Annotated in this window: 10 protein-coding genes; 4 read left to right on the top strand and 6 right to left on the bottom strand. The window is 68.5% G+C overall.

Translation table 11 applies throughout. From position 1 onward, the window contains the following. Positions 1 to 78: 78 nt before the first annotated feature. Complete coding sequence (locus WS78_RS10885; protein ID WP_059583093.1) at positions 79 to 2,946, bottom strand: valine--tRNA ligase; 2,868 nt, start codon at positions 2,944 to 2,946, stop codon at positions 79 to 81. A 139-nt stretch (positions 2,947 to 3,085) separates the two neighbouring features. Here WS78_RS10885 and WS78_RS10880 point away from each other — a divergent pair, with 139 nt between their 5' ends. Both WS78_RS10880 and WS78_RS10875 read left to right on the top strand, forming a co-directional pair. Next, a complete protein-coding gene (locus WS78_RS10880) occupies positions 3,086 to 5,449 on the top strand; it encodes a UvrD-helicase domain-containing protein (RefSeq protein ID WP_038751289.1) in 2,364 nt (787 codons plus the stop codon). Next, on the top strand, positions 5,446 to 6,228 hold the full coding sequence (locus WS78_RS10875) for a 5'-methylthioadenosine/adenosylhomocysteine nucleosidase (protein WP_059583097.1): 783 nt from the start codon (positions 5,446 to 5,448) through the stop codon (positions 6,226 to 6,228). The genes WS78_RS10880 and WS78_RS10875 overlap by 4 nt, the downstream gene beginning before the upstream one ends. Positions 6,229 to 6,734: 506 nt before the next feature. Here the strand turns inward: WS78_RS10875 and WS78_RS10870 are convergent. After that, on the bottom strand, positions 6,735 to 7,985 hold the full coding sequence (locus tag WS78_RS10870) for an MFS transporter (protein ID WP_038751285.1): 1,251 nt from the start codon (positions 7,983 to 7,985) through the stop codon (positions 6,735 to 6,737). A gap of 343 nt (positions 7,986 to 8,328) precedes the next feature. Between WS78_RS10870 and WS78_RS10865 the strand changes: the two genes are divergently transcribed. Further along, positions 8,329 to 10,005: a methyl-accepting chemotaxis protein gene (locus tag WS78_RS10865; RefSeq protein ID WP_059583100.1), complete on the top strand. Its 1,677-nt coding sequence runs from the start codon at positions 8,329 to 8,331 to the stop codon at positions 10,003 to 10,005. Between the two features lie 131 nt (positions 10,006 to 10,136). Here the strand turns inward: WS78_RS10865 and WS78_RS10860 are convergent, their stop codons facing one another. Genes WS78_RS10860 through WS78_RS10845 form a run of 4 tightly spaced genes read right to left on the bottom strand, consistent with a single transcriptional unit; the run spans position 10,137 to position 15,243 of the window. Further along, on the bottom strand, positions 10,137 to 11,018 hold the full coding sequence (locus WS78_RS10860) for an efflux RND transporter periplasmic adaptor subunit (protein ID WP_059583105.1): 882 nt from the start codon (positions 11,016 to 11,018) through the stop codon (positions 10,137 to 10,139). 13 nt (positions 11,019 to 11,031) lie between these two features. Beyond that, the gene (locus WS78_RS10855) at positions 11,032 to 11,235 is read right to left on the bottom strand and encodes a DUF1656 domain-containing protein (protein WP_004191885.1); all 204 of its coding nucleotides are present in this window, start codon (positions 11,233 to 11,235) and stop codon (positions 11,032 to 11,034) included. After that, positions 11,232 to 13,433 carry an FUSC family protein gene (locus WS78_RS10850; RefSeq protein WP_038751279.1) on the bottom strand — a complete coding sequence of 734 codons (2,202 nt, stop codon included), beginning with the start codon at positions 13,431 to 13,433 and terminating at the stop codon, positions 11,232 to 11,234. The genes WS78_RS10855 and WS78_RS10850 overlap by 4 nt, the downstream gene beginning before the upstream one ends. Positions 13,434 to 13,452: 19 nt before the next feature. Beyond that, positions 13,453 to 15,243 carry an efflux transporter outer membrane subunit gene (locus tag WS78_RS10845; RefSeq protein ID WP_059583110.1) on the bottom strand — a complete coding sequence of 597 codons (1,791 nt, stop codon included), beginning with the start codon at positions 15,241 to 15,243 and terminating at the stop codon, positions 13,453 to 13,455. Between the two features lie 218 nt (positions 15,244 to 15,461). On the opposite strand from WS78_RS10845, the gene WS78_RS10840 reads away from it, so the two are divergent. Next, a complete protein-coding gene (locus WS78_RS10840; protein WP_038751275.1) occupies positions 15,462 to 16,403 on the top strand; it encodes a LysR family transcriptional regulator in 942 nt (313 codons plus the stop codon). The last annotated feature ends 9 nt before the right edge of the window (positions 16,404 to 16,412 follow it).

Genomic DNA, 16,412 nt, shown 5'->3' with positions numbered 1-16,412 from the left:
CCTTGCTCCTCGTATCGATTCGGTCGAATCGAATGGTGATTGCAGCATTATAGTGAACGCAAGATTCCTTACGGATTGTTACGCCGGCAGCCGGGCGAGCTGCGCGCCGAGTTTCGTCAACGTATTCTGAAACTCCGCGAGCCGCTTTTGCTCCTGTTCGACCACTGCGGGCGGCGCTTTCGCGACGAACGCCTCGTTGCCGAGCTTCGCGTTGCACTTCACGACTTCGCCTTCGAGGCGCGCGATCTCCTTCGACAGGCGCTCGCGTTCCGCCGCGATGTCGATCTCGACCTTCAGCACCAGCTTGTTGTCGCCGACGATCGCGATCGGCGCGCCGTGCGCGTCCGCGTCGAGCGCCGCTTCGCTTGCGAGCACGCGCACTTCGGACAGGCGCGCGAGCGCCTGCACGTACGGTGCGAACGCCTGCAACTGCGCGGCGTCGCCGGCCGCGAGGAGCGGCACTTTGGTGGCCGGAGACAAGTTCATCTCGCCACGCAGATTACGACATGCATCGACCACCGCCTTCAGTTCGGCCGCCCACTGTTCGGCCGCCTCGTCGAGCTTCTTCGGCTCGGCGATCGGATACGCCTGCACCATCAGCGACGCTTCGCCTGGCGCGGTGCCCGCCGGATGGCGGCCGGCGAGCGGCGCGACCTTCTGCCAAAGCGCCTCGGTGATGAACGGGATGATCGGGTGCGCGAGACGCAGCACCGTCTCGAGCACGCGCAAAAGCGTGCGGCGCGTCGCGCGCTGCTGCTCGGGCGTGCCGTTCTGGATCTGCACCTTCGCGAGCTCGAGATACCAGTCGCAGTACTCGTCCCAGACGAACTTGTAGATCGCGTTCGCGATGTTGTCGAAGCGGTAGTCGGCGAAGCCCTTCGCGATGTCCGCCTCGACGCGCTGCAGCAGCGATACGATCCAGCGGTCGGCCGCGGAGAAGTCGAGATAGCCGCCCGGGCCGCAGTCGCCCGCGCCGCAGGTTTGCGGCTTGTCGAAGCCGCAGTCGTGGCCTTCGCAGTTCATCAGCACGAAGCGCGTCGCGTTCCATAGCTTGTTGCAGAAGTTGCGATAGCCTTCGCAGCGCGCGAGATCGAAGTTCACGTTGCGCCCGAGCGTCGCCATCGACGCCATCGTGAAGCGCAGCGCGTCGGCGCCGAACGCGGGGATGCCTTCCGGGAATTCCTTGCGCGTCTTTTTCTCGATCGTGGCGGCCTGCTTCGGATTCATCAGGCCCGTCGTGCGTTTCGCGACGAGCGCGTCGAGCGCGATGCCGTCGACGATGTCGATCGGGTCGAGCGTGTTGCCCTTGCTCTTCGACATCTTCTGGCCCTCGGCGTCGCGCACGAGGCCGTGCACGTACACCGTGTCGAACGGCACCTTGCCGGTGAAGTGCGTCGTCATCATCACCATCCGGGCGACCCAGAAGAAGATGATGTCGAAGCCCGTCACGAGCACCGACGACGGCAGGAAGTGCTTCAGTTCCGGCGTGTCGTTCGGCCAGCCGAGCGACGAGAACGGCACGAGCGCCGACGAGAACCACGTGTCGAGCACGTCGTCGTCGCGCTCGAGCGCGCCCGTGTAGCCCTTCGCGGCGGCCTGCGCGCGCGCGTCGTCCTCGCTGCGCGCGACGAAGATCTCGCCGTTCTCGCCGTACCACGCGGGAATCTGATGGCCCCACCACAGCTGGCGCGAGATGCACCAGTCCTGGATGTTCTCGAGCCACTGGTAGTAGGTGCTCGTCCAGTTCTCCGGCACGAACTTGATCTGGCCGCCGCGCACGACGTCGAGCGACACGTCGGTGATCGACTTGCCCGGATGGAACGTGCCTTCCGGCGCGGGCTTGGTCATCGCGACGAACCACTGATCGGTGAGCATCGGCTCGATCACGACGCCCGTGCGGTCGCCGCGCGGCACCATCAGCTTGTGCGGCTTCACCGATTCGAGCAGGCCTTGCGCGTCGAGCTCGTCGACGATCGCGCGGCGCGCGTCGAAGCGGTCGAGGCCGCGGTAGGGTGTGGGCGCGTTGTCGTTGATCTTCGCGTCGAGCGTGAGGATCTCGATCGGCTCGAGCTTGTGGCGCAGGCCGACCTGGTAGTCGTTGAAGTCGTGCGCGGGCGTGACTTTCACGACGCCCGTGCCGAATTCGCGGTCGACGTAGTCGTCGGCGATGATCGGAATCTCGCGCCCGCAAAGCGGCAGCTTCACGTGCTGGCCGATCAGGTGCCGGTAGCGCTCGTCTTCCGGATGGACCATTACCGCGACGTCGCCGAGCATCGTCTCGGGGCGCGTCGTCGCGACGGTCAGGTGGCCCGAGCCGTGCGCGAGCGGGTACCGGATGTGCCACAGATGGCCGTTTTCCTCTTCGCTCGCGACTTCGAGATCGGACACGGCGGTGAGCAGCACGGGGTCCCAGTTGACGAGGCGCTTGCCGCGATAGATGAGACCTTGTTCGTAGAGGCGCACGAACACTTCGCGCACGACGTCGGACATCTTGTCGTTCATCGTGAAGTATTCGCGCGACCAGTCGGGCGACGCGCCGATCCGGCGAACCTGCCGCGTGATCGTCGAGCCGGATTGCTCCTTCCATTCCCATACGCGCTCGACGAACTTCTCGCGGCCGAGATCGTGGCGCGACACGCCTTGCGCGTCGAGCTGGCGCTCGACGACGATCTGCGTCGCGATGCCGGCATGGTCGGTGCCGGGCACCCACAGCGCGTTGTGGCCGAGCATCCGGTGGTAGCGCACGAGCCCGTCCATGATCGTCTGATTGAACGCGTGGCCCATGTGCAGCGTGCCCGTCACGTTGGGCGGCGGCAACTGGATCGAGAAATCAGGCCGGCTCGGGTCGAGCGCAGGGGTGGCATAGCCGCGCTTTTCCCATTCCGGCCCCCATTGGGATTCGATGGTGTGGGGCTCGAAACTCTTCGCAAGCGTGGTGTCGCTCATGGTAGGAAATTCGCCGAAAGATGGGGTGATTGATGCGGAAACCATCAATTATAAATGGATGCGCATCCGCCGGGCGGCGCGGGCCGCGCGCGATTTATAATGTCGGGCCCGCGTCCACCCGCTCGACCGCTTTTTCTCCATGCCCGATCTGCTCGCGAACCTGAACCCCGAACAACTCGCCGCCGTTACGCTGCCCAACGAGCCGGCGCTGATCCTCGCCGGGGCGGGCAGCGGCAAGACCCGCGTGCTCATCACGCGGATCGCGTGGCTGATCCAGCAGGGCTATGCGTCGCCGCCCACCGTGCTCGCCGTCACGTTCACGAACAAGGCCGCGCGCGAGATGATGGCGCGCCTGTCCGCGATGATGCCGATCGACACGCGCGGCATGTGGATCGGCACGTTCCACGGCCTTTGCAACCGGATGCTGCGCACGCACTGGCGCGACGCCGGTCTGCCGCAGACTTTCCAGATCCTTGATACCGCCGACCAGTTGTCCGCGATCAAGCGGCTGATGAAGGCGGCGAACGTCGACGACGAGAAGTATCCGCCGAAGAACGTCCAGTACTTCATCAACAACGCGAAGGAGCAGGGGCTGCGCCCGGACAAGGTCGACGCGACCGACCACTTCAACCGCAAGTTCGTCGAGCTGTATCAGGCGTACGAGCAGCAGTGCCAGCGCGAGGGCGTCGTCGATTTCCCCGAGCTGCTCTTGCGCTGCTACGAGCTGCTCGCGCACAACCCGCCGTTGCGCGCGCATTATCAGGCGCGCTTCAAGCACATCCTCGTCGACGAGTTCCAGGACACGAACAAGCTGCAGTACGCGTGGCTCAAGCTCCTCGCGGGCGGCCACAACGCGATCTTCGCGGTCGGCGACGACGACCAGTCGATCTACGCGTTCCGCGGCGCGAACGTCGGCAACATGCGCGACTTCGAGAACGAGTTCCGCGTGCGCAACCTGATCAAGCTCGAGCAGAACTACCGGTCGCACGGCAACATCCTCGACGCGGCGAACCATCTGATCGCGAACAACGCGCACCGGCTCGGCAAGAATCTGCGCACCGACGCGGGCCACGGCGAGCCGGTGCGCGTCTACGAAGCGGCCACCGACGCGCAGGAAGCGGCGTGGATCGTCGAGGAGATCCGCTCGCTCGTGAACTCGGGGCTCGCGCGCAGCGAGGTCGCGGTGCTGTACCGGAGCAACGCGCAGTCGCGCTCGATCGAGCACACGCTGATGACGGCGGGCATCCCGTATCGCGTGTACGGCGGCCTGCGCTTCTTCGAGCGCCAGGAAGTGAAGCACGCGCTCGCGTATCTGCGGCTCATCGACAATCCGAACGACGACACCGCGTTCGCGCGCGTCGTCAATTTTCCGACGCGCGGGATCGGCGCGCGCTCGATCGAGCAGCTCGCCGACGCCGCGCGCCTGTACGACTGCGCGATGGCGGCCGCGATCCCGTACGTGGCGGGCAAGGCGGGCTCGAGCCTTTCCGCGTTCGCGAACCTGATCGCGAAGATGCGCGCCGAAACGGCGCAGATGAGCCTGCCCGAGACGGTCGAGTACGTCGTTCGCGCGAGCGGCCTCGCCGATTTCTATCAAGGCGAGCGCGAAGGGCAGGATCGCCTCGAGAACTTGCAGGAACTGGTGAACGCGGCCACCGCGTTCGTCTCCGAGGAAGGCTACGGGCTCGACACGCCCGCCCGCTCGATTCCGCTGCACGCCCGCGCGAGCGCGGCGCCCGAGCTCGCCGCGGGCGACGCCGATCCGTCCGACGCGGTGCTCGCGCCCGCGAATCTCGCCGATCCCGCGCAGAACCCCGATGCGATGACGCCGCTCGCGGGCTTTCTGTCGCACGCGTCGCTCGAGGCGGGCGACAATCAGGCGCAGGCGGGCCAGGACGCGGTGCAACTGATGACGGTTCACGCGGCGAAGGGGCTCGAGTTCACCGCGGTGTTCATCACCGGGCTCGAAGAGGGGCTTTTCCCGCACGAGAACAGCGCGATCGAATCCGACGGCCTCGAGGAAGAGCGCCGGCTGATGTACGTCGCGATCACGCGCGCGAAGGAGCGCCTCTACCTGTCGTTCGCGCAGAGCCGGATGCTGCACGGCCAGACCCGCTACAACATCCGCTCGCGCTTCTTCGACGAGCTGCCGCAGCACGTGCTCAAGTGGCTTACGCCGAAGGTCGAGGCGGGCGCCCGCTGGGGCGGCCGATCGGACAACGCTGGCTGGGGGCGCGACTGGTTCGGGCGGCCGGGCGGGGGCGCGCGAGAGAGCGTCGTCGACGCGGCGGTGTCCGCGCCGCTGCCCGCGTTCGCGAACCAGCAGCGCGAGGCCGAGAACGGCTTGCGGATCGGTCAGCAGGTGTTCCACACGAAATTCGGCGAAGGCACCGTGACGGCGCTCGAAGGCAGCGGCACCGACGCGAAGGCGCAAGTCAAATTCAAGCGGCACGGCGAGAAGTGGCTCGCGCTCGCGGTCGCGAAACTGCAGGCGGTCGAATGAATCTGCAGACGTTTTCGAGCCGGCCGCTCGGCATTCTCGCCGCGCTGCCCGAGGAGCTGGGCGACCTCGTCGCCGCGATGCGCGACGAGGGGCCTGTCGACACGGTCACGCTCGGCCAGCGCGATTACCACGCCGGCGTCGCGTACGGCGTGCGATGCGTCGTCACGCTCGCGCGGATCGGCAAGGTCGCGGCCGCCGCGACGGCGAGCGCGCTCATTCATCGCTTCGACGTGCGCGCGGTCGTGTTCACGGGCGTCGCGGGCGGCGTCGCGAGCGACGTGAGCGTCGGCGACGTCGTCGTCGCGGATGCGCTGTTGCAGCACGATCTCGACGCGTCGCCGCTCTTTCCGCGCTTCGAGGTGCCGCTGCTCGGGCGCACGCGCTTTTCCGCGGACGCCGCGCTCGCGTCGCAGTTGAAGGCCGCGTGCGCGCGCTTCGTCGAGGACGAGGGCGGAGCGCTGAACGCGCGCTTCCGGCTGCGCGGCGCGCGCGTGCGCGAGGGGCTCATCGTCAGCGGCGACCGCTTCGTGTCGAGCGAGCGCGAAGTGACCGCGTTGCGCGACGCGCTGCCGGACGCCCTGGCCGTGGAGATGGAAGGCGCGGCCCTCGCGCAGGTATGCCACGAGTACGGCGTGCCGTGCGCGATCGTCCGGACGATTTCCGACACCGCCGACGATCACGCGAGCGCGTCGTTCACGACGTTCCTGACCGATATCGCCGGCACGTATTCGTCGGGCATTCTGAAGCGGTTTCTCGCCGCGCACGCGAAGGCGGCCTGATTCGAAGGCGAAGGCGGCGCGCCGCTACTTGGCGCTGCTCGCCGCTGCTCGCCGCGAGGCGGCGGCTCGGTCTACCCGCGCGAGCAGCGGGGGTAGGGCGATGTCGGGCCGCTCGCGGCGGCGCTTTTTCGTCGCGTATGGGGCGCCGCGCGGCGGTCGTTTCGACTCGACCCGACCCGACCCGACTCGATCCGACTCGATCGGCGTCGGCCGCCGCTGCCGCAACGCAGGTTTCGCAACGCTCGGTTGAATTGGCGCGTGAATCGCACATCATCCGCCGAGCCGAGCCGAGCCGAGCCGAGCCGAGCCCAGAGGTGTGCGCGAATCGACGTGGATTCGACGCCGATTCGCCGCCGACCGACTCAGACGACTCAGACGACTCAGACGACTCAGACGACTCAGACGACCGCGCGCCGCCAACTTGGCGGCCGTCGCTCCGCGCGCACCTTCGCAACCGCCCGCCGATCGCCTCCGTCGCGGGCGATTTCCCTAGTCGGGCCGATCCGTCAGGCCGCCTGCTTCCCGAGCTTCCCCTTGCTTTCGAGATTCGGCAGGAACACCGTCAGCACGCCGATGAGCGGCAGGAACGAGCAAACCTTGTAGACGAACGCGATGTTCGTCGCGTCGGCGAGCTGGCCGAGCACCGCCGCGCCGACGCCGCCGAGGCCGAACGACAGGCCGAAGAAGAGGCCCGCGACCGTGCCGACCTTGCCCGGAATCAGCTCCTGCCCGTAGACGATGATCGCCGCGAACGCCGATGCGAGCACGACGCCGATCACGATGGTGAGCACCGTCGTCCAGAAGAGATTCGCGTACGGCAGCAGCAGCGTGAACGGCGCGACGCCGAGGATCGACGTCCAGATCACGTACTTGCGCCCGATCCGGTCGCCGATCGGCCCGCCGACGATCGTGCCCGCCGCGACGGCCGCGAGGAACACGAACAGATGGATCTGCGCGGCCTGCACCGACAGATGGAACTTGTCGATCAGATAGAACGTGAAATAGCTGTTGATGCTCGCGAGATAGAAGTACTTCGAGAACACGAGCAGCACGAGCACGCCGAGCGCGAGCATGACCTGCCGGCGCGACAGCGTCGGATGCGCGATGCGCGCGGCCTTCTTCTTCGCGGCCGGATGGCGCTGATACCAGCGGCCGATCTGCACGAGCACCAGAATCGCGACGAGCGCCGCGACGGAGAACCATGCGATGCTGCGCTGGCCGTGCGGGATCACGATCAGCGCGGCGAGGAGCGGCCCGAGCGACGAGCCGGCGTTGCCGCCGACCTGGAACAGCGACTGCGCGAGCCCGTGCTGGCCGCCCGACGCCATGCGCGCGACACGCGACGATTCGGGGTGAAACACCGACGAGCCGCAGCCGACAAGCGCCGCCGCGACGAGCAGGAGCGGGAACGTCGGCGCGAACGACATCAGCAGCAGGCCCGTGAGCGTGAAGCCCATGCCGACGGGCAGCGAGTACGGCTGCGGACGCCTGTCGGTATAGAGGCCGATCACCGGCTGCAGGAGCGACGCGGTGATCTGGTAAGTGAGCGTGATGAGGCCGATCTGCGCGAACGACAGCGCGAATTCCGACTTCAGCATCGGATAGATCGCGAGGATCAGCGACTGGATCATGTCGTTGAGCAGATGCGAGAAGCTGATCGCGCCGAGCACCGGATAGATGGTGCGCGAGGCGGTGGTCGGTGCGGGCGGCGCGGCGGGGCGGGCAACGGACGGGCGGTTGTCGAGGCTGGTTTCCATAGGAATGCGAGTGTCTCGGAAGGGGCGCTGCGTGCTTGAAAGGGCACGACACTGTTTTTCTTTGATGCGTCAACGAAGTCTAAAGTGGCGAGTCGGCAATGTCCGGCCAACTTTTGTCGCGAATCGGACAATTCTGACGCCTACTGTTGCGTGATTTTGCGCGTCTGCGCGTGTTTAGCGTTTGCGCCGCCGCCCGCCGTGCGTCGTGCGTGAAACGGCGGGTTTCACCCCACTCAAGAAAAAAAAGCGCCTGCCGTAGATTCCGGCGAGACGTACCGCGCGAGCGCCGACGGTCATGCCGAAACCGCCTTTTCGGCTGCAGCATCAGAACGGGGACCCATCAATGAAAGGAGTATCGCTGCACGGCAAGCAATTCCTGCCCGACGACCCGGCCGGGAGCCCGAGGCGCGCGCCCGGGCCCGGCAGGCCGCGTCGCGCGCGCCGCGCGTGGTCGGTGAAGGCGACGCTGCGCGCGGCGTTCGCCGTGCTGCTCGCGGGCACGCTCGCCGTCGGCCTGTTCTCGCTCGCGCAGATCAGCCGGCTCAACAGCTCGATCAAGTCGGTGTACGAGCAGGGGCACGTCGCGAGTCGCGCGGCCGAGGAAGTGCGCGCGTCGGTGCTGCGCGCGAGCCGTGCGCAGAAGATGCTGATCACCGCGACGACCGCGAAGGAGCGCGACGAGCTCGGCGCGGACATCGACAAGGGGCTCGCCGCGATCGGCAACGATCTCGCGACGCTGCAGCGGCACGCGGACGGCGCGGCCGACGCCGCCGCGCGGCTCAAGGCGTTCGGCACGGCCGTCGCCGCGTGGAGCGGGCATCTGCGCGACTTCGTGAAGCTCGTGCGCGAGCAGCCGCTCGACCTGTCGCAGATGAGCTGGCAGGTCGGCTCGCAGGACGTATCGCTGCTCGTCGAGACGGGCAAGCTCGAGAAGCTCGTCGACGGGCTCGTCGACGCGCGCGGCGACGCGTCGAAGGCGACCCTCGACGCGTCGGGCGCGATCTATCGCGAGTCGTTCGCGATGCTCGCCGCGATGACGGCCGCGCTCGTCGTGCTCGCGTTCGCGATCGCCGCGTGGGTCGTGCGCAGGCTCGGCGCGCAGCTGGGCGGCGAGCCCGCGTATGCGAAGGAGATCGCGGTCAGCATCTCGCGCGGCGATTTGTCGAACGCGATCCGGCTCGACGCGCGCGATCGCGACAGCATGCTGCACGCGCTGCGCGACATGCAGGAGGGCTTGGCCGGCACCGTGCGCGAGATTTCGGCGAGCGCCGAGGCGATCGCGTCGGCGGCGGGCGAGATCGCGATGGGCAATCTCGATCTGTCTCAGCGCACCGAGCAGCAGGCGGTCGCGCTCGAACGCACCGCGACGAGCGTGGGGCAACTGACGTCGACCGTCCACCAGAACGCGGAGAACGCGCGGCAGGCGAGCGCGCTTGCGGCGAACGCTTCGTCGGTCGCCGAGGAGGGCGGCACGGTCGTCGGCCGAGTGGTCGTGACGATGAACGAAATCGACGAGAGCGCGAAGAGCATCCGCGACATCATCGGCGTGATCGAGAGCATCGCGTTCCAGACCAACATTCTCGCGCTGAACGCGGCCGTCGAGGCGGCGCGCGCGGGCGAGGAAGGGCGCGGATTCTCGGTCGTCGCGAGCGAAGTGCGCTCGCTTGCGCAGCGCTCGGCGACTGCCGCGAAAGAGATCAAGGCGCTGATCGGCGCGTCGGTCGAGCGGGTCGCGAACGGCGCGGTGCTCGCGCAGGACGCCGGGCGCACGATGGACGAAGTCGTGCGCGCGGTGAAGCGCGTGACCGACATCATGGGCGAGATCTCGGCCGCTTCGAACGAGCAGAGTTCCGGCATCGACGCGATCGAGCGCGCGGTCACGCAGATGGATGCGGGCACGCAGCAGAACGCGGCGCTCGTCGAGGAGGCGGCCGCGGCCGCGCGCTCGCTCGACGAGCAGGCGCAGATGCTCAAGGCGATGGTCGGGCGCTTCCATTTGCCCGCGCACGCGGTGGGTTGAGCGGCGCGCGTTTCGGCGGGCGCGCCGTTTCGCGCGCGCTTGCGCGTGGCTTGCTCCGGCTTACGGTTTACGGCTGGCTACTTGCCGGCTCACGGCTCACGGCTCACGGCTCACGACTCACGACTCACGACTCACGACTTACGCTTGCCGCCGTCGTCCGGCTCGACGATCACCGTGCACGTCGTGCCCGCCGACAGCACGAGATCCTTCGGCACCTCGTCGATATGGATGCGCACCGGCACGCGCTGCGCGAGCCGCACCCAGTTGAACGTCGGGTTCACGTCGGCGACGAGATCGCGGCTTTGCGGATTGTCGCGGTCGTAGATGCCGCGCGAGATGCTCTCGACGTGGCCCTTCAGCACGCCGCCGCTCATCAGCCGCATCTGCGCCTTCGCGCCGATCTTCACGCGCGGCAGCTTCGTTTCCTCGAAGTAGCCGTACACCCAGAACGAATGGCTGTCGACGATCGCGAGCTTCGCCTGGCCGGCGCTCGCGTAGTCGCCCCTGAACACGCTCAGGTTCGTGACGTAGCCGTCGACGGGCGCGACGACGCGCGTGCGCTCGAGATTGAGCTTCGCGGCGTCGAGCGCGGCGAGCGCCTGCTGGTATTGCGCCTCGGCGCTCGACGCGGTCTGCGCCGAGTTCTCGCGGCTTTCCTTCGACACGACGAGCGCGTCGAGGTCCGCGCGGCGCGCGGCGTCGGCGCGGCGCATCTGCAGCTCGGCGCGGCGGGCGGCGACGGCCGCCTGCGCCTGCTCCACCGCGATCTGGTAGTGCGACGGATCGATCTGCATGATCAGGTCGCCCTTCTTCACGAGCTGGTTGTCGCGCACCGGCAGCTCGACGACGGCGCCCGACACGTCCGGCGCGACGTTGACGATCTCCGCGCGCACGCGGCCGTCGCGGGTCCAGGGCTCGTCCATGTAATGGACCCACAGGGTGCGCCCGATCAGGATCGCGACGATCAGGATGGTGGCTGTCGCGACGAAGCCGAAGAGTTTTCGCAAGAGCATGGTTCGACTCATATCAACGGTAGACGGCGAGGCTGAGCCCGCCGCAAATGCAGACGAGCAGGCTCGCCCGGAACAGCGACGGGTGCCAGACGACGCGATAGAGGCCCGTGTACGCGAGCAGGCGGTCGATCAGCCAGGTCGCGAACGCGCCGATGACGAACATCAGCACGACGGTCGGCACGTAGGCGTCGAGGATCGCGAGGTCGCGCGGCATCATGGTGAAACTCCTTGTCGGTCGGGCGGCACGCGCGCGCCGTTGAGCGCGGCGAGCGGCGATTCGGGATCGAGCAGCGCGGTGCGCACGAAATGCAGGTGCGACAGGATTCGCTGCATCTGGTGGCGTTCCTCGCGCGGTGGCGCGAACGTGACGAGCGCCTGCTGGGTCGCCGCGATCGCGTCGACGGCGGCGGCGAGCGCCGCGTCGAAGCGCGCGGGCGCCGGCTTGCCGAACAGCGCGGCGAGCGCGTCGCGCGCCGCCTCGATCGCGCGCCGCCACGGCATCGTCGCCGCGTAACGCGGATCGCGCGGCAGCGTCGCGATCTCGTGGCGCAGGTCGATCACCGCGTTGCCGGTCTCGAGCACCGCGAACATCCAGCGCAACGCGTCGCGCTGCGCGTCGGGCTGATCGGCCGACAATCCGTGCGCCTGGAACATCAGGTCGCGCGCGCCGCTCTCGAAGCGCGTGCGCAACCCCGGCAGACGCGCGTGGCACGCGGCGACCGCCTGATGGCGCAGATCGGCGAACAGGCGCTTCTTGAGCCACGGCGCGCTCGGCGGGAACAGCACCGCGAACGCGATCGCCGACACGATCATCGACAGCAGCAGCGCGAGCGCGTCGTTCATGAAGCCGGCGGGATCGTAGTGCGTGACGTTCTCGGGGCCGGCGAGCGTGCAGAAGAAAATCAGGTAGCCCGCGCCGCAGCCCGCGTACTTCGGCTTGAGCGACATGAACACGCCGGGCGCGAGAAACGGCGCGAGCGCCGCGCACAGCAGCACGAAGCCGTCGATGTGCGGATAGACGCCGAACATCAGCACGAAACCCGTGACGACCGCGAACGCGGTGCCGAGCGCCATCTGCGCGGCCATCTTGGTCGGCTGCGGCGACGACGACGCGAGCGCGCACACGGCCGCCGCGTTCAGCACGAGCATCACGCCGCTCGGCCACGCGCTGTAGATCCAGAACACGCTCAGCAGCAGCATCACGCTCGCCGTGCGGATGCCCGCGATCAGCGCGGCCGTCGCGTTGGTGCGCGGCTCGTAGCGCTCGATCCAGCGCTCGCGCTCGTGCGTGCTCGCGGCGAGCGACGCGTAGGTGGCCGCGTACGCGTGCAGATCGGTGATGAAGCGGTACAGCAGCTCGGACGCGGTGTCGAAGTCGAGGAGCGGGAAGCCGGGCTGCGTCTCGTGCTCGGCGCGCGTCGCGCGGATGCGGCGCGGCAGCGCGTCGCGATACGCGAGCAACTGCTCGGCGGCGTACGCGGCGTCGGCTGAGGTGCGCACGTACTCGCCGTCCTTCGACAGGAGCGGCGCGATCTCGCGGAAGTACGGCTCGAGCGCGTCGACTGCCTGCGCGCTCGTCGCGTGCAGCCGGTTCATCAGCTGATGCAGCGCGTGGAAGCGGCTCGACGCGGTCATGAACTCGCTGTTCAGGCGCGACAGCCGGCCGCTGCGCATCCGCGTGTCCGGATTCTCGAACACGGCCATGCTGCGCGCGGCCTCGAAGCCGACCACGTCCGCGACGAAGCGCGTGTGGACGCTCTCGATCTTCGAGCGGTCGAGCGTGCCGGCGAGCGCGGACGCGACGTAGTCGACGAACGCGCCGAAGCGCCGGCGCACCGTCGTGCGCATCTGCTCGCCCGTGTACTGCGGGAAGATCAGCGCGCTCACGATGCCCGCGGACAGGATGCCGACCGATATCTCGGACACCCGCGTCATCGCGGTCATGAACGCGCCGCCGGGGTTCTGCGACGCGGGCAGGCCGATCAGCGCGGCCGTGTAGCCGGCGAGCAGGAAGCCGTAGCTGCGGAAATTGCGGTTGCGCGCGGCGCCCGCCGTGCACACGGCAACCCACAGCGCGACCGCGAGCAGGAACAGCACCGGCTGCTGCGGGAACAGGCCGACGAGCGCGAGCGTCGCGCTCAGGCCGACGAAGGTGCCGATGAGCCGGTAGAAGCTCTTCGCGAACACCGCGCCGCTTTGCGGTTGCATCACGATGAAGACGGTCGTCATCGCGGTCTTCGGCGCGGGCAGGTCGAGCACCATCGATACGCCGAGCGCGAGAAACGCGGCGGCGAGCGCCTTCGCGAGATAGAGCCACGCGGCGCCGTCGGTGCGCGCCCAGTCGCTCATCGACGCGACGAGCGCGGCGCCGGCCGATCGCGGCGGCGGGGCGGAAGCGGGAGGGGCGGCTGACATGATCGGCTCCTTGCGTGGGTTAGCGCGCGGCGGGGGCGGCGGTCGCCGACGCGCTCGTCGCGGCGGACGTCGGCGCCGACGCGCCGGCGACGGCGGCGGTGAGGCCGCTCGCCGTTGCGGCGGCGGCTGTGGCCGATGCGCGAGAGGCGGCGGCAGCGCGGCCGCCGGCCGACGAAGCCGAAGCCGAAGACGAAGCCGAAGCCGAAGCCGAAGCCGAAGCCGAAGCCGAAGCCGAAGCCGAAGACGAGGACGAGGACGAAGACGAGGACGAAGACGAAGACGAAGACGAAGCGCCGGAGCCCGCCGGGGCGTCGGCCGCGGCCGGCGCGCCGGACTTGGTCGAAGCGGATGCGTCGGCCGAAGCGGCGGGCGGGTTCGGCGCGCTCGCCCGCCGCGCATCGCCCGCCGGCGCGTCATGCGGCGCGTCGCCCGCGGTTTCGAGCCCGCCGCCGAGCGCGATCATCAGCGACGCGTGCGCGGCGAGCCGCGCGGCTTCGACGCGCGCCTGGTTCTCCTGCGCGGTCAGCAACTGGCTCTGCGCGAGCAGCACGTTCACGTAGTCGGTGAGCCCGCGGCTGAAGCCGGTATGCGACAGATCGTACGAGCGGCGCGTGAGCGCAACCGCGCGCGCGGCGTCCTTCTGTTGCGAGTCGAGCGAATGCAGCCGCACGACGTTGTCCGCGATGTCCTTCAGCGCGCCGACGATCGTCTGGTTGTAGCGCTCGACGGCCTCGTCGTAGCCGGCCGATGCGACGCCCAGTTGCGCGCGCAGCCGGCCGCCTTCGAAGATCGGCAGCGTGAGCGCGGGGCCCGCCGACCAGCCGCCGTTCATCGCGCGCAGGAACGTCGCGAACGGCGCGCTGACCGCGAAGCCGCCGAGCGACGCGATCAGGTCGACGTTCGGATAGAACGCGGCCTTCGCGACGTCGATGCCGCGCGCCTGCGCGTCGACCGTCCAGCGTGCGGCGACGACGTCCGGCCGCCGGCCGATCAGCTCGGCGGGCAGCGCGGACGGCAGGCTCGCGTCGGCGTCGAGCGCGAGCTTCGGCCGCGCGAGCGGCGCGCCCGCGCCCGGCCCCTTGCCCGCGAGCGCGGCGAGCTGATGGCGGCCGAGCTGGATCGCTTCCTCGTACGAATCGATCTGCCGCGCATAATCGGGCAGCGGCGCCTCGGCCTGGCTCACTTCGAGCTGCGTGCCGATGCCCGCGCGAAGGCGCTTGCGCGCGAGTTCGGCGAGCTCGTTCTGGCGGTCGTAGGTCGCGTGCGCGATGTCGAGGAGCGCGTAATCCTTCGCGAAGTCGACGTACGCGCGCACGACGTTCGCTTCGAGCTCGAGCTGCGCCGCGCGCGCGTCGGCCGCGCTGGCGCGCGCCGTATCGAGCGCGCGCCGGGCGTTGTTCTTGTCCTTGCCCCACAGGTCGAGGTGGTACGACAGGCTCAGCGCGCCCGTGTTGTTCCAGGTGTCGGCGTTGGCGAGCGGGCCGGGGCCGTAGTAGACGTTGTCCGGCCAGTGCTGGCGCATCAGCGAGAGGCTGCCGTTCAACTGCGGGAGCTCCTCGGCGTGCGCGATGCGAGCGAGCGACTGCGCTTCGCGCACGCGCGCCTGCGCGGCCGCGAGCGACGGATTGCCGGCGAGCGACGCGGCGATCCACGCGTCGAGCTGCGGATCGCGATACGCGCGCCACCAGTCTGACGCGGGCCAGCCGGCGTCGCGGTCGGCTGCCGCGATCGCCGCGCCCGCATCGAGCGAGGCCGGGTCGATCTGCTTTGCTTGCGGTGCAACATCGCCCATGCTTGCACATCCGGCCATTATTAATGAGATTGCAAGAACCGCGAGTGCAAGCGTCCCTCTTGTTGCCGGAGACTGCACGATTTTCTCCCTTTCGGATAAAGATGAGTCGGATGCGATTATATTTTTTTGCGGATTGCCAAATAAACCGACAATGGTGCAACGCATTCTTACGGACATTGAGATAATATTGTTGAATATTTATGCAACAATCCTCCCGGATTCAATAGGGAATTAGCATGGATACGCTCCAAAACATGCGTGTGTTCGTCCGCGTGGTCGATGCGGGCAGCTTTACGGCGGCGGCGCAGCAGCTCAATTCGACGACCGCGTACGCGTCGCGAGCGGTGTCCGATCTCGAGGCGCACCTGCGCACGCGTCTGCTGAACCGCACGACGCGCCGCATCGCGCTCACCGAGGCAGGCGAGCGCTATCTGCAGCGCTGCGAGCAGATCCTCGCGTACGTCGAGCAGGCGGAGGCGGAGGCGAGCGACGCGCACGCGCGCCCGTCCGGCAAGCTGAAGGTGCACTGCATGACGAGCCTCGGCCAGCATTACACGGTGCCCGCGGTGTCGCGCTACCGGCAGCGCTACCCGGAAGTCCAGGTCGACCTGACGCTCGCGCAGCGGCTGCCGGACCTGCTCGACGAAGGGTTCGACGTGTCGCTCGTCGTCGGGCGCGAGCTGCCCGATTCGGGGCTCGTGTCGCAGCGGCTCGGCGAGACGTTCAGCGTCGTCTGCGCGTCGCGCGGCTACATCGAGCAGCACGGCGCGCCGCAGCGCCCGCACGATCTCGCGAATCACATATGCCTCGGGATGGTCGCGCCGGGCCTGTACTGGGACGAATGGAAGCTGGTGGGCCCGCACGGCGAGGAGAGCGTGACGCTCGCGCCGCCGCCGTTTCGCGTGAACGTCGCCGAGGCGCTCGCGGCCGGCATCCGCGAGGGCATGGGCATCGGCGTGCTGCCGCTCTATTCGGCGATCGCCGGCCTGCGCAACGGCGACTTCGTGCGCGTGATGCCCGAATACCGGTCGCACGCGATGAACATCTACGCGCTCTATGCGTCGCGCCAGTATCTCGACGCGAAGATCCGCACGTGGGTCGATTTTCTGCGCGACGAGCTGCCGTCGATCCTCGAGGCCGACGAAGCGGCGCTCGAGCGCTTCACCGTGCAGACCTGAGGCCGCGCG

Source organism: Burkholderia savannae (assembly GCF_001524445.2).
Classification (GTDB): Bacteria; Pseudomonadota; Gammaproteobacteria; order Burkholderiales; family Burkholderiaceae; genus Burkholderia; species Burkholderia savannae.
The sequence above is the reverse complement of the archived record's forward strand: the minus strand, read 5'-3'. Positions and strand labels throughout refer to the sequence as shown.